The following is a 20702-nucleotide window of genomic DNA, read 5'->3' on the forward strand; positions in this document are numbered from 1 at the left end:
ATCTCTTCCTGACACGCCGCTGTGTAAGCCGTTGTTCCGTGTCAGTGGAGGCGCAGTATAGGGATTTTTTGCGGAGTGGCAACCCCTAAATGCAGAAATTATTTCAGTTGCTTATTTTGCAAACAAAACAGCCTTAAAAGGCCTGCAATAGTATAAAAAACCAACAAAAATGGGCCCGAAGGCCCATTTTTGACGGATACTACTTATTGATGAGCGACGATTTGGCCGTCTTCAACATCAAGCTTGATGTTTTTACCAGGTAACAAAGTTCCCGCCAAGATTTGATTCGCTAACGGGTTCTCTATCTGTTGCTGAATAGCGCGCTTCAGAGGACGCGCGCCATAAACCGGATCGTAGCCATTCTGTCCCAACAGTATCAATGCATCATCTGAGATATCGATCGTGAAGCCGCGATCTTCCAGACGCTTGTACAGCCGCTGCAATTGCACTTTAGCAATAGAAGCAATATGCGATTCGGCCAGAGGGTGGAAGACCACCAGCTCATCGATACGGTTAATGAACTCAGGGCGGAAATGTTGGCCAACCACTGTCATCACCACTTTCTTCATCTCGTCATAATTCACTGCACCGAAGCGCTCCTGAATCAAATCCGATCCGAGGTTTGATGTCATGATGACGACCGCATTGCGGAAATCAACCGTTCTACCCTGTCCATCCGTGAGGCGTCCATCATCCAGTACCTGAAGCAGGATGTTAAATACGTCCGGATGCGCTTTTTCTATCTCATCCAGCAAAATCACTGAGTAAGGCCGACGACGTATCGCCTCAGTGAGATATCCGCCCTCTTCATAACCGACATAGCCTGGAGGTGCACCCACCAATCGTGAAACAGAGTGCTTCTCCATAAACTCAGACATATCGAGCCGCACCATCGCATCATCACTGTCGAAGAGGAAGTTCGCCAGCGCTTTGCACAATTCCGTTTTCCCGACCCCGGTCGGACCGAGGAACAAGAAGGAGCCGATAGGTCGATTTGGATCGGCCAGGCCAGCACGGCTGCGACGAATCGCATTCGATACCGCTTCAACCGCCTCATTCTGACCAATCACGCGTGAATGCAACTGTTGCTCCATGCGCAGCAGCTTGTCACGTTCGCCTTCCATCATGCGGTCCACTGGTATACCGGTCCAACGCGCCAGCACGTCAGCAATTTCTACCTCGGTCACGCGGTTACGCAACAGACGCATAGTTTTGCCCTCTGACTGCGTCGCCGCGGCCAGCTGTTTCTCCAGCTCCGGAATTTTTCCATATTGCAGTTCAGACATCTGCGCTAAATCACCTACGCGGCGTGCCTGCTCAATGGCCAATCGCGCCTGCTCAAGCTCTGCTTTAATATTCTGCGTGCCTGACAGCGATGCTTTTTCTGCTTTCCACTCTTCTTCCAGCTCAGCGTATTCGCGCTCTTTCTGATTGAGTTCCTCTTCCAGCATGTTAAGCCGCTTAATGCTGGCGTCATCGGACTCTTTCTTCAGAGCCTGCTGCTCAAGTTTGAGCTGAATAATGCGCCGCTCCAGACGATCCAACGCCTCTGGTTTTGAGTCAATCTGCATACGAATACTTGATGCGGCTTCGTCAATCAGGTCGATAGCTTTATCCGGCAGCTGGCGATCGGCAATGTAGCGGTGCGATAATGTCGCAGCGGCCACAATAGCCGGGTCGGTGATCTGCACATGGTGATGCAGCTCATAGCGCTCTTTTAAGCCACGCAGAATCGCAATCGTATCTTCCACGCTGGGCTCAGCCACCAACACCTTCTGGAAACGGCGCTCCAGAGCAGCATCCTTCTCTATATACTGCCGATACTCATCAAGCGTGGTTGCGCCAACACAATGCAGCTCACCGCGAGCCAGCGCAGGTTTAAGCATGTTGCCTGCATCCATCGCACCATCGGCTTTACCGGCTCCGACCATGGTGTGCAGCTCGTCAATAAACAGGATTACGTTGCCTTCCTGCTTAGAAAGATCGCTGAGCACTCCTTTGAGGCGTTCTTCGAACTCCCCGCGATATTTAGCACCGGCCACCAGCGCGCCCATATCCAGCGCCAGCACCCGACGGCCTTTAAGGCCTTCGGGCACTTCGCCATTAATGATCCGCTGAGCAAGTCCTTCAACAATCGCCGTTTTACCCACGCCCGGTTCACCAATCAGCACCGGGTTATTCTTGGTACGGCGCTGTAATACCTGAATCGTGCGACGAATCTCTTCGTCACGACCAATGACCGGGTCAAGCTTGCCCTGCTCCGCACGCTCGGTGAGATCGACAGTGTATTTTTTTAATGCCTGACGCTGATCTTCAGCACCCTGATCGTTCACGTTGTCTCCTCCACGAAGTTGTTCAATGGCATGGTTTAGCTTCTCCTGAGTAGCACCTGCATTTTTCAGGAGATCCGCCAGAGAACCGCGCGAATCGAGTGCCGCCAGGACAAATAGCTCAGATGAAATAAAATTGTCACCGCGTTTTTGCGCCAGCTTGTCGCAAAGATTGAGCACGCGGATGAGATCGGCGGAAGGTTGCACATCACCATCCGCGCCTTCAACCTGCGGCAAACGGCTGATAGCCTGTTCGATACTGCTGCGTAATGCGGCAACATCGGCTCCGGCAGAACTTAATAAAGGCCGTACAGATCCGCCTTCCTGATTAAGCAATGCGCTCATCAGATGAAGAGGTTCGATGAATTGGTTATCACGCCCGAGAGCAAGCGATTGGGCATCAGCTAAAGCCAGCTGAAATTTATTGGTAAGACGATCCAGACGCATAATTCCTCCCATTAAGGTCATAATGCTACTGGAGATTAAATGAGGTCTTACCTCAAGTTTTCAAGGTTTATGACCTGTATCTGGTATAAAAAATACGCTACCGGATCGTCTTGTGGTGCAAGGTTATAACAGCCAAACCAAAGTTGCCATACGACCGGTTGATCCGTCGCGCCGCCAGGAAAAAAAATGTTCAGGTTCAGAAACGGTACAATGCGTGCCGCCGCTGATTGAGGTTACGCCACAGGCGGTTAAACGCTGACGGGCTAATTGCCAGATATCAGCGAGGTATTTCTCGCCAGCTGGCACAAAGGCTGTGGCGGCCTCAGCGTCATGCGCCATAAAGGCAGCGCGCACTTCTGCACCGACTTCAAAACGTTGTGGGCCAATTGCAGGACCCAGCCAGATATGAATCTGCGCAGCGGGAACGCTAAACTGCGCCAGCGTATTCTCCAGCACGCCTGCACACAGGCCGCGCCATCCTGCATGTGCCGCCGCGACCTCTGTGCCATCATAAGAGCAAAACAGTACAGGTAAACAATCTGCCGTCATTACGGCACACGGCATAGCAGCGTGGTTGCTCCAGACGGCGTCGGCTTGCGGAGGCCGGTCAAAGGCCTCAGTCAGGTGCACAACATCGGTACCATGAACCTGATCGAGCCATACCGGCATGGCTGGCAGTGAGGCCAACTCTACCAGACGCTGACGATTTGCCGCGACGGCTGCCGGGTTATCACCCACGTGCGCGCCAAGATTCAACGAATCCCAGGGTGCAGCACTGATGCCGCCCGCACGTGTTGTTGAACAGGCCCGAACATTAGCCGGTGCCGGCCAGTCAGGAATGATCAGGTGACTTACCAATCAAGCTGGTCCTTGAACATTTCAGTATCGGCCTTCAGAGCGGCATTCAACTCAACCATATCCTGTGGCAAGGGTGCATGCCACTCCATCTCAATACCGGTAATAGGATGGTACAAACGGAGCATCGTCGCATGCAGCGCCTGACGATCGAAGCCGCGCAGCGTCTGCACGAATTCATCAGAAGCGCCTTTTGGCGGACGCGGACGGCCACCATAAAGTGGATCGCCGACTAATGGATGGTTGATATGTGACATATGCACGCGAATCTGATGCGTTCGGCCGGTTTCGAGACGCAGTCGCAGACGAGTATGCGCACGAAAATGTTCCATGATGCGGTAATGCGTTGTGGCTGGCTTGCCCATTGGGTGCACGGCCATGTGGGTGCGTTTCGTTGAATGCCGACTGATCGGTTCATTCACCGTGCCGCCCGCGGTCATGCGGCCAATGGCCACCGCCTCATATTCGCGCGTGATTTCACGCAGCTGTAGTGATTCAACCAGATAGGTTTGCGCCGGTACCGTTTTCGCCACCACCATCAAGCCGGTGGTATCTTTATCAAGACGATGCACAATACCTGCACGCGGCACATCCATGATTGGCGGATAGTAATGCAGCAACGCATTGAGCACCGTGCCATCAGGATTGCCTGCGCCTGGATGTACCACCAGCCCACGCGGTTTATTGATGACCAGGATGTCATCGTCTTCATGAACGATATCCAGTGCAATATCCTGCGCTTCCCAGCGCTGCGCTTCTTCGATAGCCGCATCAATGGCGACCTTCTCTCCACCCAGGACTTTCTCTTTGGGTGTGTCGACAATTGCGCCATTTACCGTTACACGGCGCTCAAGAATCCACTCTTTAATGCGAGAACGGGAATAATCAGGGAACAATTCTGCTAAAGACTGATCTAAGCGTTGTCCAAGTTGCGACTCAGACACCGTTGCGGTGAGTTGTACTAGTTGTGCCATATACAGCTTCTTCGTTAACGTTGGGTTTTCACGGCGATGCCGTTTAATATAATGTGCTATCGTACCCGGTCACTATCGGAAGCTTAACGGACAGCTTCCGCACTAACACTTTGAGGATAAGCAAATCGTCATGATGCGTATGAAATATTTGGTGGCTGCAGCCACGTTGAGCCTGGCACTGGTCGGTTGCTCCAGCTCCAAGGATACGGTACCTGACAGCCCGCCATCTGAGCTTTACGCTACGGCTCAGCAAAAGCTGCAGGACGGTAACTTCAAAGGAGCAATAACGCAACTCGAAGCGCTGGATAACCGTTATCCGTTTGGTCCTTACTCACAGCAAGTGCAGCTTGATCTCATTTACGCTTATTACAAAAATGCCGATTTACCGCTGGCTCAGGCAGCTATCGAACGCTTTATGCGTCTGAATCCGACTCATCCAAATATTGATTATGTCGTCTACATGAAAGGACTGACTGACATGGCGCTGGATGATTCTGCATTACAGGGCTTTTTTGGTATCGATCGTTCGGATCGCGATCCGACCCATGCACGTGATGCATTTCGTGACTTTTCGCAGCTGCTGCGGAACTATCCGAACAGCCAATATGCTACCGATGCCAATAAGCGTTTAGTTTACCTGAAAGACCGTTTGGCTAAATATGAGCTTTCTGTGGCGCAATTCTATACTAAACGCGGGGCTTATGTCGCTGTTGTTAATCGTGTAGAGGGAATGATGCGTGATTACAATGATACGCAGGCAACGCGCCAGGCATTGCCGCTGATGGAAAACGCTTACCGTAAGCTGCAGCTAAACGCTGAAGCAGACAAAGTTGCTAAGCTGATTGCCGCTAATCCGGCCTGAAAAGGATCTGCTTCAAACTAAAAAGGCAGCCTCATGCTGCCTTTTTTTATGGCGGGGAACCGCGCTTATTTCTGCCGTTTCGCCTGCGTTAACTCATCAACTATGCCTGTTAATTTCTCACAGCTCAAGCGGCACTACGCAGGTTTGGGAAAGCACCTCACAAATCCTTCTCATTGACATTAAGTGACATTTTTTCGTGACCTAGATCACACAAATAACTGCCTTAAACGTTATGCTGAACCTACCAATCCGGGAACAACAGAGAGGTATTAATGATGATTGTGAACATTACCAGCAAGCAGATGGAAATCACTGAAGCCATTCGCCAGCACGTCGAGGAACGCCTCGCCAAATTAGAAAAATGGCAAACCGATCTGATTAATCCTCATATTGTCCTTTCCAAAGAACCCAAAGATTTTGTTGCCGATGCAACCATCAACACCCCCAACGGCACGCTGGTCGCGAGCGCCAAGCATGAAGACATGTACACCGCTATTAATGAGCTGATTGCTAAGCTGGTTCGCCAACTGAATAAAGTGCAGCATAAAGGCGAAGCTCGTCGGGCCAACGCCAGCGTAAAAGATATCAGTATCGTCAGTTGATTATCTCGCCATGAATAACGCGCCTCAGGGCGCGTTTTTTATTGACAGCATGAAATTGCTACGGGTAAGGTTATCCCCTGGTTTTTGTGGAACATTTAATGAAACTATCACCGTTTTTCTTCGCCTTCTTTTTTATTTTCCCCTAACAGGGAGGCGATGCGTCGTGTGAGAAAGAAACCGAAGACGAACATCAAAGCCTCCCAAACGGGAGGCTTTTTTTATTGCACCGCTTACAGGTAGCCCTATGACATCCGACAACCCTTTACTGGTATTGCGCGATAAAATCAGTGCCGTAGATGAGAAACTGCTGAAGCTGCTGGCTGAACGCCGCCAGTTGGCCATTGGTGTGGCTCAGGCCAAAATGGCCACCAAACGCCCGATCCGTGATACCGAACGCGAACGTCAGCTGCTTGAGCATCTGATTACTCTGGGCAAAGTACATAAGCTCGATGCGCATTACATTACCCGGCTATTTCAGCTGATCATTGAGGATTCAGTTCTGACGCAGCAGGCATTGCTGCAAAAGGATTTGAATCAAACTCAGCTGCAATCGGCACGTATCGCCTTTCTTGGCCCGAAAGGCTCCTACTCACATCTGGCAGCCCGTAAGTATGCGACTCGCCATTTTGAAAACTATGTGGAATGCGGCTGCCTTAAATTTCATGACATTATAAAACAGGTGGAAACCGGACAGGCGGATTACGCCGTGTTGCCGATTGAAAACACCAGTTCCGGTTCAATCAACGATGTTTATGATCTGCTGCAGCAAACCAGCCTGTCTATAGTGGGTGAAATGACCGTGCCGATTGATCATTGCATTCTGGTGGCGGGTGCAGCCGATCTGCAGAAAATCGACACGGTTTACAGTCATCCACAGCCGTTTCAGCAGTGCAGCCAATTTTTAAATCGTTTTCCACACTGGAAAATTGAATATACCGAAAGCACCGCAGCGGCAATGGAGAAAGTTGCGGCTATGAATTCGCCCACCGTTGCGGCTATCGGCAGCGAAGCAGGCGGCGAGTTGTATCAGCTAAAGGTGCTCGAACGCCATCTTGCTAATCAACAGCAAAATATCACGCGCTTTATTATCCTGGCGCGTAAAGCCGTTGAGGTATCGTCGCAGGTGCCAGCGAAAACAACGCTGATCATGGCAACCGGCCAGCAAGCCGGTGCGCTGGTGGAAGCGCTGTTGGTATTGCGCCAGCACAACCTCATCATGAGCAAACTTGAATCGCGCCCAATCAACGGCAACCCCTGGGAAGAGATGTTTTATCTTGATGTACAGGGCAATTTACGCTCAGAGGCGATGCAGCATGCGCTGCGCGAATTAACCGCAATTACCCGCTCGCTGAAAGTGCTTGGCTGCTATCCTGGCGAAAACGTTATTCCGGTCGATCCCGCCTGATATTCGACACGGGTAATAAAAAACGCCGACTCTGCAGTCGGCGTTTTTTATTTATCGCGCATGTATTCAGCGATTACTGACGAATATCGTTTGCCGAACGCAGCAGCGTGCGGCTCTCAAGCATAAATCGTTGGGCATGATCGCCGAACCAATGTTCAACCTTGCGGAAACTGTTAATGAACGCCTGCTTGTCACCATTTTCCAGTAGCGCAATGGCGTCGCCAAAGCGTTGATAGTAACGCTTGATCAACGCCAGGTTGCTCTCAGACGACATAATGATATCAGCATAAAGTTGTGGATCCTGAGCAAACAAGCGCCCCACCATTGCCAGCTCCAGCCGGTAAATGGGTGATGAAAGCGCCAACAGTTGATCGAGTTGCACGTTCTCCTCAGCCAGATGCAATCCATACGCGAAGGTGGCGAAATGCCGCAGCGCCTGGATAAAAGCCATATTCTGATCGTGTTCAACGGCGCTGGTACGATGTATACGTGCGCCCCACACCTGAATCTGCTCCAGGAACCATTGGTACGCTTCTGGCTCACGGCCATCACACCACACGACAACCTGCTTCGCCAGACTGCCGCTGTCAGGGCCGAACATCGGATGCAGCCCCAATACTGGCCCGCTATGCGCCGCCAGCATCGCCTGTAACGGTTTATTCTTCACCGAAGCCAAATCAACCAAAATACAGTCGTCAGGTAGCGCTGGCAGTGAGGCAATAATCTCTTCTGTCAGATGAATCGGTACGCTGATAATGACCATGCCTGCATCATTTAACAGCGACTCCGCCTGTGGCCATTCGTCCTTATCAAGAATTCTCACCTGATAGCCCGACAGCGTCAGCATTTTTTCAAATAGCCGCCCCATCTGCCCTTTGCCACCTACAATCACCACCGGTCGCAAAGCCGGATTCAGCGTTTTGAAGCCTTTATCATTTTCACTGGTGTAGGACTCGCGCATCACCCGGCGCAGTACGTCCTCAATTAAATCAGCAGGTACACCCAGCGCTTCTGCTTCCTTACGTCGCGAAGCAAGCATGCTCGCCTCACGCTCAGGCACATATATCGGTAAGCCATAGCGGCTTTTAACCTCGCCCACTTCTGCAACCAGCGCCAGGCGTTTCGCCAGCAGGTCAAGAAGTGCTTTATCGACCGTATCGATTTGATCGCGTAATGCGGTCAGTTCAGCCACCATATACTGTTAACCTCTCAGGACAGACGTTTCGTCAACACGCCCTGCAGATCCTGTTGCATGCTGCGCAGCAAGGTCTCGGTAGTTTCCCAATTAATACAGGCATCGGTTACGGATACGCCATAACGCATTTCGCTGCGCGGCTGCTCTGAAGATTGATTGCCTTCATTAAGATGACTTTCTAACATCAGGCCAATAATTGAGCGATTACCATCTTTGATCTGCGCAACGGCGGATTCTGCTACGCCAGATTGACGACGAAAATCTTTGTTAGAATTGCCATGGCTGCAATCTATCATCAAGGCCGGACGCAGTCCTGCTTTAACCATCTCTTTCTCACACTGCGCCACATCTTCCGGACCGTAGTTTGGTGCTTTACCACCACGCAAAATCACGTGCCCATCAGGATTACCCTGGGTTTGCAGCAGGCAAACTTGCCCTGCCTGGTTGATACCCACAAAACGGTGCGGCATGGCGGCAGCACGCATCGCGTTGATAGCGGTGCCGAGGCTGCCATCGGTGCCATTTTTGAATCCAACCGGCATTGACAGGCCTGACGCCATCTCGCGGTGGGTTTGTGATTCAGTAGTGCGGGCTCCGATCGCCGACCAGCTAAACAGATCGCCAAGGTATTGCGGGCTGTTTGGATCCAACGCTTCAGTGGCAAGAGGTAAACCCATCTCAATCAAACTCACCAACAGTTCACGCGCAATATGCAGTCCGGCTTCCATATCAAACGAGTTATCCATGTAAGGATCGTTGATCAGCCCTTTCCAGCCTACGGTGGTACGAGGTTTTTCAAAGTAGACGCGCATAACAATATAGAGCTCATCCTGCACTTCTTCGGCCAGTTGCTTCAGCTGACTCGCATATTCCAGCGCAGCTTCGGTATCGTGAATTGAACACGGGCCGCATACCACCAGAAGACGTGGATCGCGTCCAGCAATGATGTCCGCAATGGTTTGGCGAGAGGCAGCAACCTGTGACTCAAGACGAGGTTCCAGCGGGATCTTACGTTTCAGCTCTTCTGGCGTAATGAGAATTTGCTCATTGGTAATGTGTACATTGTTTAGCGCATCTTTTTGCATGATCAGGATCCTTTAATTCATATGTTTGATCCTCAGCGAGGAATGAGCATTAATTTACCACAGCATGTAAAACTTGCAATCCAGTATGTACACATTTATTACCATAATGAATTAAATACCCTTAAAAACAATACAACTTATTGAAAAATATAAATAATATAAAATAAGCCAATGTAATATTATCTTTACACATGCCCAGTAACCTGTAGCCATCAGTTGGAATGCTGGCATGATTCTTTTCCTGGCATTGCTGAAATAATGGCCAGCAGGGCGTGCCTGATGAACTCTGGCGGCATGAAATGCTTCTTCATCAGCCAAAGCGTTTTATACGCCTGGTAAGTTGGTTTGGGGATTAAGCCTGCCGCCAGCCGTGTCGCTGTTAACAGGCTGATTGATTCCTTAAAAGCTCTCAACAGTAGACTGATTTTTATGGCAGAGAGTGTCGTAGTTAAAACTGAGTCACAATCGCAGGAAAATAGATGATCATTGAAGATGGCGCTCAACTGAAGGATCTTAAGAATAATGCCTGTCTGGGCACCCATCCTCGCATGGTTAACAGCACAATTAACTTCGTCGGTGAAAATAACTTACTAATTTTTGAGGATAATATTACTCTCACCAATTCAACAATATCCTTCAAAGGTGACAATGGTGTCATTTATCTGAGCAGCAATTGCTTCAGTTATGAAATGAATATGGTCATATTTTCTCACTCTGCCGCTTATGTGGGCCAGAACAACTACTTTAACGAAAAGTTGAATGTCATCATTTCTGAAGGGCAAAATTTCATCCTGGGTAATCAGTGCATGTTTTCTTCTGATATCTGGATCAGGAATTCCGATGCTCACCTGATTTACGCCGCAACCAACATGCAAAGGATCAATCCTTCAAAAAGCATCGTCATTGGCGATCATGTGTGGATTGGACAGCATGCAATGATACTGAAAGGCAGCGTGATTCATTCAGGCAGCATAGTGGGTGCAATGAGCGTGCTAGCCGGGAAAACAGTGAAATCAAACTGTAGTTGGGCTGGCAACCCAGCCAAAAGGATTCAGGAAAACATTTTCTGGTCTGGCGAAAGCGTTCATAGCTGGACAGAGCCAATGACTCAGCATTACAGCATTTTCCCCCATCAGAATTTTGTGTTTGAAAATGACGGCCAGGCGATGGATATGGTGGCGTTTGATCGCAAGCTTTTGCAGACAGCCAGCGTACAAGACAAAGCCAGACTGCTGTTGACGCTGGCAGCAAACAAAAATAAAAATCGTTTCTATGGCGCCTGACTTTCTTTAGTCTCCCTGCCGGTAATGCGTTAACGCGTAAGCCGATCAATACCATCGCTGCAAACTTAGGCCTGTTACGCCCTAACGTTCACCCAACGTGACGCACAAAAAAGGGGTTGGCATCTTGCCAACCCCCTGATTCACTTTAACTTTTGGATGTCGCGTTAGCGATACCTTAGTTAAGACGCTCTTTGATACGAGCTGACTTACCAGTACGCTCACGCAGGTAGTACAGTTTGGCTTTACGCACAGCGCCACGACGTTTAACAGCAATGCTGTCAATTACTGGTGAGTGAGTCTGGAATACACGCTCAACACCTTCGCCGTTGGAAATTTTACGAACAGTGAATGCAGAGTGCAGACCGCGGTTACGAATAGCGATAACCACGCCCTCGAATGCCTGCAGACGTTTTTTAGAACCTTCAACGACCCATACTTTCACTTCCACGGAATCACCCGGACGGAATGAAGGTACGTCCTGTTTCATCTGCTCTTGTTCAATTTGCTTAATAATGTTGCTCATAATTAATTCTCTTATCCTGGGTAAACTGATATTTAAGGAAGATCACTCTTCCGCATCATCGTTTTGTTGCTGACGACATTCCCGTTGGAATTCGTTAAGCAACTTAGCTTGCTCTTCAGTCAGAGCCAGGTTTTCCAGAAGTTCAGGTCTTCTAAGCCAGGTACGGCCCAACGACTGTTTCAGGCGCCACCGGCGGATCTCAGCATGGTTGCCCGACAGCAAAACTGGCGGAACCTCCATCCCTTCTAACACTTCAGGGCGGGTATAGTGCGGACAATCCAACAAGCCATCTGAGAACGAATCTTCATCTGCTGACGCCTGCTTACCCAATACGCCCGGAATAAACCGGGATACGGAATCAATCAGCGTCATTGCCGGAAGTTCCCCGCCGCTGAGAACGTAATCGCCAATTGACCATTCTTCATCAATTTCGGTTTTGATTACGCGCTCGTCGATACCTTCATAGCGGCCACACACCAGAATTAACTTCTGCTGCGCTGCCAGCTCGCAAACGCCCTGTTGGTCCAGTTTGCGTCCCTGAGGTGAAAGATAAATCACCTTAGCGCCTTCCCCTGCCGCCGCTTTCGCTGCGTGGATAGCGTCCCGTAAAGGTTGCACCATCATCAGCATTCCCGGTCCGCCACCGTACGGACGATCGTCTACGGTACGGTGCCGGTCGTGAGCGAAGTCACGCGGACTCCAACTCTCAATGCTGAGCAGGCCATTTTTTACTGCCCGACCAGTTACCCCGAAGTCGGTAATAGCACGAAACATCTCTGGAAACAGGCTGATTACACCAATCCACATCGCGTTCGCCGTTACGTTACCGCTTTGTCCGGAGATCAAAAACCAGGATCCCAATCTACTTCAATGGTGCCGGTAGAGAGATCGACTTTCTTGATAACCTGTTCATCAAGGAACGGGATTAAACGTTCCTGCGCACCGAATGCATCCTTCAGGTTTGCTTTCACAACGAGTACATCGTTGGAGCCGGTTTCCATCATATCGACGACTTTACCTAACTCGTAACCTTCAGTGGTGATAACCTGGCAGCCCATAAGGTCCTTCCAGTAGTAGTCACCCTCTTCCAGTTCCGGCAGCTGCTGCGAATCGACAAAGATTTCGCAGTTGGTCAGCAGTACCGCAGCATCACGATCTTCAATGCCTTTGACTTTGATGATCATGTCCTGATTATGGCGTTTCCAGCTTTCCAGCTCGACATGCTGCCATTTACCAGCACGTTGAATAAACCACGGCTGGTAATCGAAAATGCTTTCAGCGTCTTCGGTGGATGAAAACACTTTGAGCCAACCACGAATGCCGTAGGCCGAGCCCATTTTGCCTAAAACCACTGGCGTGACGGGAGGCTGTGCGGCGAGTTGCTTGCTCATGCTAACCACCGTGACAGATTAAGCTGCTTTCTTAGCTTCTTTGATCAGCGCGTTAACGCGATCAGAAAGCGTTGCGCCCTGGCCAACCCAGTGCTCAATACGATCCAGGTCCAGACGCAGACCTTCAGCCTGACCAGATGCGATCGGGTTGAAGAAACCAACGCGCTCGATGAAGCGACCGTTACGTGCATTGCGGCTGTCAGTAACGACGACCTGATAGAACGGACGCTTTTTAGCGCCGTGACGTGCCAAACGAATTGTAACCATAACATCCTCTTTAGTGAATAAAACACCCGGCCCCCATCGAGGAACGGGGTCCGGGTGTGTTATAAAAAGCCCGAAAATTTTACTCATTTTGGCGCAAAAAGCAATCGAAACTACATAACCTTTGCGGGCTTTATGTGCTGAATTGATTAACGGCCAGGAAAACCAGGTGGCATCATACCCTTCATGCCACGCATCATTTTCGCCATGCCGCCCTTCTTCATCTTCTTCATCATGCGCTGCATATCATCGAATTGCTTCAGCAAACGATTGACATCCTGCACCTGCATACCTGAGCCCACCGCGATACGGCGCTTGCGTGAGCCTTTAATAATCTCTGGTTTTTCACGCTCTTTGCGCGTCATGGAGTTGATCATCGCTTCCATACGCACCAGAACTTTGTCATCCATCTGTGACTTAACGTTATCCGGCAACTGGCCCATGCCCGGTAGCTTGCCCATCAGGCTCGCCATACCGCCCATGTTGCGCATCTGCTTAAGCTGCTCAAGGAAGTCGTTAAGATCGAAGCCGTCGCCTTTTTTAAGCTTACTGGCCAGTTTTTCAGCCTGTGCACGGTCAACTTTGCTTTCGATATCTTCGATAAGCGACAATACGTCGCCCATACCAAGGATACGCGAGGCGATACGCTCAGGATAGAACGGTTCCAGGGCTTCGGTTTTTTCGCCAACACCCATGAACTTGATCGGTTTGCCGGTGATATGGCGAATGGAGAGTGCCGCACCGCCGCGCGCATCACCATCAACTTTGGTCAGAATCACACCGGTAAGCGGCAGCGCTTCGTTAAAAGCTTTTGCCGTATTGGCAGCATCCTGGCCGGTCATGGCATCGACAACAAACAGCGTTTCAACGGGATTGATCGCCGCGTGAACCTGTTTGATCTCATCCATCATCGCTTCGTCTACGTGCAGACGGCCGGCGGTATCCACCAGCAGCACATCATAGAACTTCAGCTTCGCTTCTTTCAGGGCGTTTTTAACGATATCAACCGGTTTCTGGCTCAAGTCGGACGGACAAAAATCGACGCCAACCTGTTCAGCCAGCGTTTCGAGCTGCTTGATCGCCGCAGGGCGATAAACGTCAGCGGAAACAACCAGCACTTTCTTTTTATGCTTCTCGCGCAGAAACTTACCCAGCTTACCGACGCTGGTTGTTTTACCCGCGCCCTGCAGGCCAGCCATCAGCACCACTGCTGGCGGCTGAGCAGCTAAATTCAGCTGGTTATTTTCATCGCCCATCGCGTTAACCAGTTCGTTACGCACGATTTTGATGAATTCCTGGCCGGGGGTCAGGCTCTTGTTAACGTCATGGCCAACGGAACGTTCTTTTACGCGATTGATAAAGTCGCGGACCACTGGTAACGCTACGTCAGCCTCTAACAGGGCCATACGCACTTCGCGCAGCGTCTCTTTAATATTTTCTTCGGTCAGCCTTCCGCGGCCACTGATATTGCGCAGGGTTTGCGATAAACGATCGGTTAAATTATCAAACATTGTCTCTCACTCAGAATTAAGAGAGGCCGCAATAGCGGCACAATTGCGCGGATTATAACACGAAGCGTCAGCGATCTCTGCAATTGGCAGTGAGATCGTTTGGAGCATGCTGTTGCTGGCGCTATACTGCTTTTTTCCTTATCTGGCCGGTACCTGAATCAACTTATGTCCGTTTTTGCGATCCTGGCGCTCTTCGCCTACTCATTCAGTCTTGCCCTGATTATCCCTGGCTTGCTCAGACAAAGCAGCGCATGGCGTAAACTTGCCGTGCTCTCAGCGGTGATTGCACTGGTTGCGCATGCCATTGCTCTGCAACAGCGCATTTTCGCCTTTGATGGCGGTCAGAACCTGAGCCTGCTCAACATCGGTTCGCTGGTCAGTCTGGTCATATGCAGCATCATGACGATTGTTGCATCGCGCAATCGCGGCTGGCTACTGCTGCCGGTGGTTTACAGCTTTGCACTGATAAACCTGGCGTTCGCCACCTTTGTGCCCAATGCGTTTATCACGCATCTGGAAACAACGCCGGGCATGATGATCCACATCGGTCTTTCTCTGCTGGCTTACGCGACGCTGATCATCGCCGCGCTCTATGCCCTGCAGCTGGCGCTGATTGATTATCAGTTAAAAAACAAAAAGCTGGCATTCAATAACGATATGCCGCCGCTAATGAGCATTGAGCGGAAAATGTTTCATATCACGCAGATTGGCGTGGTGCTGCTGACGCTGGTACTGTGCACCGGCCTTTTCTACATGCACGATCTGTTTAGCCCGGAGAACGTTGATAAAGCCGTGCTGTCGATTATTGCCTGGTTTGTCTATATCGTTCTGCTGTGGGGGCACTATCATGAAGGCTGGCGCGGACGTCGCGTAGTCTGGTTCAACTGCAGCGGTGCACTACTGCTGACCATGGCCTATTTTGGCAGCCGCATGCTGCAACATCTTATCACTCGCTAATTACTGCTCAACTAAGGGACTTTCGCGTTGGAACATGTTTCAACCACTACGCTTATTATTACACTCGTTGTGATGGTTTTCGTCTCCGCCTACTTCTCGGGCTCGGAAACCGGCATGATGACGTTGAATCGCTATAAGCTGCGCCATCAGGCTAAAAGTGGCCATCGCGCTGCTCGTCGGGTAGAGAAACTGCTGCGTCGCCCCGATCGCCTAATCAGCCTGGTGCTGATCGGCAACAACCTGGTTAATATCCTCGCCTCTTCGCTGGCAACCATTGTTGGCATGCGTTTGTATGGCGATGCGGGCGTGGCCATTGCCACTGGTATTCTGACCTTTGCCGTACTGGTGTTTGCCGAGGTTCTGCCTAAGACCGTTGCCGCGCTTTACCCAGACAAAGTGGCTTATCCCAGCAGCCTGCTGCTCGGTCCGCTACAGATCATCATGATGCCGCTGGTCTGGCTCCTGAACAGCATTACGCGCGTTTTAATGCGCATGGTAGGCATTAAAACCGATGCGGCGATCAGCTCTGCGCTAAGCAAAGAAGAGCTGCGCACCATTGTTTATGAATCGCGCTCGCTGATGTCCAATCGCAATCAGGATATGCTGCTGTCGGTGCTGGATCTCGAAAAGGTTAACGTCGATGACATCATGGTGCCGCGCAATGAGATTGTGGGTATTGATATCAACGACGACTGGAAATCTATCGCTCGCCAGCTCTCGCACTCACCGCACGGCCGTATTGTGCTTTATCGTAACTCGCTTGATGATACCGTCGGCATGTTGCGTGTCCGTGAAGCGTGGCGCCTGATGACCGAGAAAAAAGAGTTCAATAAAGAGACCCTGCTGCGCGCGGCCGATGAGATTTACTACATTCCGGAAGGCACGCCGCTAAATACCCAGCTGGTCAAATTTCAGCGCAACAAAAAGAAAGTGGGTCTGGTGGTGGACGAATATGGCGATATCAAAGGCCTTGTTACCATTGAAGATATCCTTGAAGAGATCGTCGGCGACTTCACCACATCGATGTCACCGAGCCTGGCGGAAGAAGTGATGCCGCAAAGTGACGGCTCGGTGTTGATCGAAGGCAGCGCCAATATTCGCGAAATCAACAAAGCCTTTAACTGGACGCTACCTGAAGAAGAGGCGCGCACTATCAATGGGATGCTGCTGGAAGTGCTACAGGAGATTCCCAGCGCCAACACGCGCGTCAAAATCGGTAATTACGATATCGATATTCTTGATGTGCAGGAAAATATGGTTAAACAGGTCAGAATCAAGCCGAAGAAAACGGTTAAAGAATCCGTGGGCTCCTGATCTCTGCTCAATAAAAAAGGCGGCCAACTGGCCGCCTTTTTTGTCGCTGCATGCTGACTAGATGTGCAGTTCCTGCAGTTTATCTGCAGGTAATGCCAACTCATCGTTGTGGTTCACACGCACGTCATGCTCAATGATGTGACGAGCAATATCCTGCGCTTCATCAAGTGAATGCATCTCATAGGTGCCGCACTGATATTCATTTAGCTCAGGGATTTTGTTTTGATCGTCGACCTTTAACACATCGTCCATCGCGGCTTTCCATGCGCTGGCAACGCGCTGCTCGTCTGGCGTACCGATCAGGCTCATATAGAAGCCAGTCCGGCATCCCATTGGCGAAATATCAATAATCTCAACGCCATCGCCATTAAGATGATTACGCATAAAACCGGCGAAGAGATGTTCGAGCGTGTGAATACCACGCTCAGGCATCACTTCTTTGTTTGGTGCGCAGAAACGCAGATCAAAAACCGTGATGGTGTCGCCATGTGGGGTATTCATGGTCTTCGCTACACGTACAGCGGGAGCGGCCATGCGAGTATGGTCTACGGTAAAGCTGTCCAGCAATGGCATGTTGTCACCTCTTTTTAAAAAAATTTTCCGAACGATGAAACTTTTTTCGGTACTCAACGTCTGAATATATGAAAGACGCGCATTTTGTTATCATCATCCCTGACAACAGAGATGTTAATTTGGCCACATTGATGTGGCCTTTTTCTTTTCTAGCCTTTGCGGCTGGCCAGATACTCTTCCAGGCTTAACGTATCGCCCTCTTCTAACGCCTTCTGCTTATCAATTGACGCCAGCGCTTGCTGAGAGAACGCCTCTTCAGTCAGCACTTCCAGCGGCTCCTCTGAGAGCATATGACGATACTGTTCCGCTAATGCAGCGCCTACTTCTGCAATACCGCCCTCTTTCAGCGCCTGCAGCGTGCGCGCAGAATAGGTTAATTCCGGATCGTCAAATGAGGCGACCAGCTGTTCGCACACCTTCTGATAATGCGGCTCATCCTGCTCACGATCCAACACTTCCGCAACGCGGCTGAAATCTTCGAACAGCGCCCGACCCACGTCGCGCAGCGGCTGTTCGGCTTCTTCGCATCCCATTGCAATGGTTTGGCCTGGTTTGCGTCCTTCCAGAATCACCCGATTCCAGTTTTGACGTGCACACAGCAGCTCAGCGCTGGACATTTCCGGCGCATCTGCGAGTGTACACCAGATGAGGAACAGGTCGAGGAAGCGCACCTGATTAGCATCCACACCAATAGGCGAGAACGGATTGATGTCCAGTGAACGCACTTCAATGTATTCAATACCGCCGCGCAGCAGCGCGTCAGAAGGTGCCTCACCCGGCCGCGTAACGCGCTTTGGCCTGATCGGCGCGTACAGCTCGTTTTCGATCTGCAACACATTGGTGTTTAGCTGTAACCAGTGACCATCAGCATCTTTGATGCCCATCGCCGCATACTCTTCGGATGGCGTTTTGATCGCGCGCTTCAGGGCCTCAACATAGCCTGCCAGCGAGTTAAAGGTAATCCCTAAATTGCTTTGCGATTTATTGGTATAACCTAAGTCGCTCAGACGTAAAGAAGTGGCATGAGGCAACCACAGCGTGTCGTTATCATTGCTTTCAAACGGCAGCTTGCTCTCTTTGCCCTGCAAAAAGCTGGAGCATACTGCGGGTGAAGCACCGAACAGGTAAGGGATAATCCAGCCAAAACGGTAGTAGTTACGGATCAGACGCAGGTAGCCGGCGGAGATGCTCTCTTTGCCGCTTTCTGCATCTTTCACATCAGCCCACTCCTGCCAAAAAGAGAGCGGCAGCGAGAAGTTATAATGAATACCTGAAATGGTCTGCATCAGCGCGCCATAGCGGTTTTTTAATCCTTCACGATAAAGCGTTTTCATTCGGCCAATATTGGACGAGCCATATTGCGCCAGTTCAATCTTGTCGCTGTCTTCGATGATGCAGGGCATGCTAAACGGCCACATGCGCTCTTCGCCCAGATCTTTCGCAACATGGCGATGAATATCGCGCAAAAACGCGAGCAGATGATCAACGTCCTGATCCACCGGCGTGATGAACTCAAGCAGCGTCTCTGCAAAGTCGGTGGTAATCCAGTCATGGGTTAATGCTGAACCCAGGCTGTGTGGATGAGGCGTTGTCGCCAGCTTACCGTCTGGTTGCACGCGCAACGTTTCGCGTTCAATGCCACGGCCAATGCCTTTCAGCGCTTGAGGGTGGGCTTCCAGCCAGGAAAGCGCCTTGGATACGTCCGGGATCACATTGACCTCCCGCTCAGATAATAATTTATTTTTGTTCAGCATAATGTTAACCGTAGCCTCGAATCTTCGCGAATCAATGCCACCATTCCATGCCCTGTAAAGTGGCTATCGTTATTAGGATATAACGCAGCGTTTTGCCGATAGCTAAAAACAGCATTGCCGGAAGCCACGAAAAGCGTAGCCAACCGGCAAGGACGCAAAGCAGATCGCCAACAACTGGCAACCAGCTTAACAACAGTGCTGCTGGACCAAACCGACGCAACCACGCTATTGCTGTGTCATGCCATCGCCCCTGCGGTTTGCCCGGCAGTAAGCGACCAATCAAAATATTTGTTAACCCGCCCAGCGTGTTACCGACCGATGCGGCAAAAACTAACCCGGTGATATTGCCTTTCCCTGCGGTTATCAACGCCACCAGCACTACTTCTGAACTCCCCGGCAACAGCGTGGCGCTCAGAAAACTGCTGGTCAACAACGAGCTGTAGCTCAGCCAGTCATTCACAACAGGCGAACATCCACCACATCCATGCCTGCCGCACGTGCAGCCTGTAATCCAAAATCCGCATCTTCAAAAACAATGCATTTTTCTGGTGCCACGCTAAGCAATTGCGCACAACGCAGGAATGTTTCCGGATGGGGTTTATGTTCGCTGACGTCATCAGCGCCCACAATGGCGGAAAAGTGATGCAGGATGCCCAACTTATCTAGCAGTGCCACAGCCATTGCGCGTTCAGAACCGGTACCTACTGCCATCGGGCGACGACCATGCCAGGCTTTGACGACGTCAACTAATGGCAAAGCGCGTACATCATCCAGCAGCAGTGTTTTAACCGCAGCGTTTTTTTCAGCAGCTAACTGATGTGGATCCATTGCAAACTGATTCTCAGCGATAATGACTTCCGCCAGACGCCAGGTAGGCGAACCGTTGTAAGCAATCATTTTTGATTCATCAAATGCCATCCCGTAGCGTGCTAATACTTGCGACCACGCTTTTCGATGAGCAGGCTCCGTATCGAGAATAGTGCCGTCCATATCGAAAATCAGGGCGTCGTATTGATCGTACATTACCGCTCCGGGCATCCAGTCAGTGAGACATTACTTTAGCGTAAAGCGCATGGGTTGTCGCCGTCAGTGATGAACAGCAAATGCTTTGAAAGTATTAAGAATTTTACAATTCAGAAAAAGGTGATCGTGCTCTGAAGCCGATAACGGCCTGAAAAGACGAATTTTTGCGGATTGAGAGTGGCTGTGAAGATGCAAAACAACATGCAAAAGGTTAAGAGCTCGTGCAGGTTTGATAATGCAGACCGGAATAATTATTTTTGCCAGAATGGCACTGAGGGGGATAAAACGAGAAAGAAAAGATGGTGCATCCGGGAGGATTCGAACCTCCGACCGCTCGGTTCGTAGCCGAGTACT

Annotated in this window: 23 protein-coding genes and 1 other annotated feature; of the genes, 7 read left to right on the top strand and 16 right to left on the bottom strand. The window is 50.6% G+C overall.

From position 1 onward, the window contains the following. Positions 1–203 precede the first annotated feature (203 nt). From clpB to rluD, 3 genes are all read right to left on the bottom strand, one after another. Positions 204–2777 carry an ATP-dependent chaperone ClpB gene (clpB, locus tag ACJY2L_RS20450; RefSeq protein WP_439213906.1) on the bottom strand — a complete coding sequence of 858 codons (2574 nt, stop codon included), beginning with the start codon at positions 2775–2777 and terminating at the stop codon, positions 204–206. Between the two features lie 123 nt (positions 2778–2900). Next, complete coding sequence (yfiH, locus tag ACJY2L_RS20455) at positions 2901–3635, bottom strand: purine nucleoside phosphorylase YfiH (protein ID WP_439213904.1); 735 nt, start codon at positions 3633–3635, stop codon at positions 2901–2903. Further along, entirely contained in the window at positions 3629–4606 is a 978-nt protein-coding gene (gene rluD, locus ACJY2L_RS20460; RefSeq protein ID WP_187486809.1) for a 23S rRNA pseudouridine(1911/1915/1917) synthase RluD, read from the bottom strand. The genes yfiH and rluD overlap by 7 nt, the downstream gene beginning before the upstream one ends. A gap of 130 nt (positions 4607–4736) precedes the next feature. Here rluD and bamD point away from each other — a divergent pair, with 130 nt between their 5' ends. The 4 genes from bamD (at position 4737) to pheA (ending at position 7475) form a co-directional block, all read left to right on the top strand. Next, entirely contained in the window at positions 4737–5468 is a 732-nt protein-coding gene (gene bamD, locus ACJY2L_RS20465) for an outer membrane protein assembly factor BamD (protein ID WP_439213901.1), read from the top strand. A 275-nt stretch (positions 5469–5743) separates the two neighbouring features. Further along, a complete protein-coding gene (gene raiA / locus ACJY2L_RS20470) occupies positions 5744–6070 on the top strand; it encodes a ribosome-associated translation inhibitor RaiA (protein ID WP_439213915.1) in 327 nt (108 codons plus the stop codon). A gap of 97 nt (positions 6071–6167) precedes the next feature. Beyond that, positions 6168–6292 (top strand) — a sequence feature (Phe leader region). Next, positions 6169–6216, top strand: coding sequence for a pheA operon leader peptide PheL (pheL, locus tag ACJY2L_RS20475; protein WP_187486813.1), 48 nt, complete (start codon positions 6169–6171; stop codon positions 6214–6216). Its footprint overlaps the feature before it by 48 nt. 22 nt (positions 6293–6314) lie before the next feature. Continuing rightward, a complete protein-coding gene (pheA, locus tag ACJY2L_RS20480) occupies positions 6315–7475 on the top strand; it encodes a bifunctional chorismate mutase/prephenate dehydratase (RefSeq protein WP_187486808.1) in 1161 nt (386 codons plus the stop codon). Between the two features lie 73 nt (positions 7476–7548). Here pheA and tyrA read toward each other — a convergent pair whose 3' ends face one another. From tyrA to ACJY2L_RS20495, 3 genes are all read right to left on the bottom strand, one after another. After that, complete coding sequence (tyrA, locus tag ACJY2L_RS20485) at positions 7549–8670, bottom strand: bifunctional chorismate mutase/prephenate dehydrogenase (protein WP_439213899.1); 1122 nt, start codon at positions 8668–8670, stop codon at positions 7549–7551. A gap of 14 nt (positions 8671–8684) precedes the next feature. Further along, complete coding sequence (locus tag ACJY2L_RS20490) at positions 8685–9755, bottom strand: 3-deoxy-7-phosphoheptulonate synthase (RefSeq protein ID WP_067433126.1); 1071 nt, start codon at positions 9753–9755, stop codon at positions 8685–8687. 111 nt (positions 9756–9866) lie between these two features. Further along, the gene (locus ACJY2L_RS20495; RefSeq protein WP_439213897.1) at positions 9867–10073 is read right to left on the bottom strand and encodes a hypothetical protein; all 207 of its coding nucleotides are present in this window, start codon (positions 10071–10073) and stop codon (positions 9867–9869) included. Positions 10074–10234: 161 nt separating this feature from the next. Here ACJY2L_RS20495 and ACJY2L_RS20500 point away from each other — a divergent pair, with 161 nt between their 5' ends. Then, on the top strand, positions 10235–11038 hold the full coding sequence (locus tag ACJY2L_RS20500) for an acyltransferase (RefSeq protein WP_439213895.1): 804 nt from the start codon (positions 10235–10237) through the stop codon (positions 11036–11038). 175 nt (positions 11039–11213) lie between these two features. Here the strand turns inward: ACJY2L_RS20500 and rplS are convergent, their stop codons facing one another. The 5 genes from rplS to ffh form a co-directional block, all read right to left on the bottom strand. Beyond that, positions 11214–11561, bottom strand: a complete 348-nt coding sequence (rplS, locus tag ACJY2L_RS20505) for a 50S ribosomal protein L19 (RefSeq protein ID WP_003849035.1) — start codon at positions 11559–11561, stop codon at positions 11214–11216. A gap of 42 nt (positions 11562–11603) precedes the next feature. Continuing rightward, positions 11604–12368: a tRNA (guanosine(37)-N1)-methyltransferase TrmD gene (trmD, locus tag ACJY2L_RS20510; RefSeq protein WP_067433132.1), complete on the bottom strand. Its 765-nt coding sequence runs from the start codon at positions 12366–12368 to the stop codon at positions 11604–11606. Between the two features lie 35 nt (positions 12369–12403). Further along, entirely contained in the window at positions 12404–12952 is a 549-nt protein-coding gene (rimM, locus tag ACJY2L_RS20515) for a ribosome maturation factor RimM (RefSeq protein WP_067433135.1), read from the bottom strand. Between the two features lie 18 nt (positions 12953–12970). Then, on the bottom strand, positions 12971–13219 hold the full coding sequence (rpsP, locus tag ACJY2L_RS20520; RefSeq protein ID WP_007893313.1) for a 30S ribosomal protein S16: 249 nt from the start codon (positions 13217–13219) through the stop codon (positions 12971–12973). Between the two features lie 146 nt (positions 13220–13365). Further along, positions 13366–14727 (bottom strand): signal recognition particle protein, encoded by a 1362-nt coding sequence (gene ffh, locus ACJY2L_RS20525; protein WP_067433138.1) that lies wholly within the window; start codon positions 14725–14727, stop codon positions 13366–13368. Between the two features lie 165 nt (positions 14728–14892). On the opposite strand from ffh, the gene ACJY2L_RS20530 reads away from it, so the two are divergent. Next, the gene (locus ACJY2L_RS20530; RefSeq protein WP_067433141.1) at positions 14893–15684 is read left to right on the top strand and encodes a cytochrome C assembly family protein; all 792 of its coding nucleotides are present in this window, start codon (positions 14893–14895) and stop codon (positions 15682–15684) included. A gap of 27 nt (positions 15685–15711) precedes the next feature. Beyond that, complete coding sequence (locus tag ACJY2L_RS20535; RefSeq protein WP_067433144.1) at positions 15712–16998, top strand: HlyC/CorC family transporter; 1287 nt, start codon at positions 15712–15714, stop codon at positions 16996–16998. Positions 16999–17055: 57 nt separating this feature from the next. On the opposite strand, the gene luxS is transcribed toward ACJY2L_RS20535, so the two are convergent. The 5 genes from luxS to ACJY2L_RS20560 all read right to left on the bottom strand — a co-directional run. Beyond that, complete coding sequence (luxS, locus tag ACJY2L_RS20540; RefSeq protein ID WP_439213892.1) at positions 17056–17571, bottom strand: S-ribosylhomocysteine lyase; 516 nt, start codon at positions 17569–17571, stop codon at positions 17056–17058. Between the two features lie 149 nt (positions 17572–17720). Beyond that, positions 17721–19325 (bottom strand): glutamate--cysteine ligase, encoded by a 1605-nt coding sequence (gshA, locus tag ACJY2L_RS20545; protein ID WP_439213890.1) that lies wholly within the window; start codon positions 19323–19325, stop codon positions 17721–17723. 31 nt (positions 19326–19356) lie between these two features. Then, positions 19357–19785 carry a YqaA family protein gene (locus ACJY2L_RS20550; RefSeq protein ID WP_439213889.1) on the bottom strand — a complete coding sequence of 143 codons (429 nt, stop codon included), beginning with the start codon at positions 19783–19785 and terminating at the stop codon, positions 19357–19359. Further along, a complete protein-coding gene (gene yqaB / locus ACJY2L_RS20555; protein WP_067433155.1) occupies positions 19782–20348 on the bottom strand; it encodes a fructose-1-phosphate/6-phosphogluconate phosphatase in 567 nt (188 codons plus the stop codon). Before yqaB ends, ACJY2L_RS20550 begins: the two co-directional genes overlap by 4 nt. A gap of 63 nt (positions 20349–20411) precedes the next feature. Further along, positions 20412–20702: hypothetical protein (locus ACJY2L_RS20560; protein ID WP_439351310.1), on the bottom strand; the 291-nt coding region annotated here is incomplete at its 5' end.

Source organism: Duffyella sp. Ts4 (assembly GCF_051851875.1).
GTDB classification, from domain to species: Bacteria; Pseudomonadota; Gammaproteobacteria; order Enterobacterales; family Enterobacteriaceae; genus Duffyella; species Duffyella gerundensis.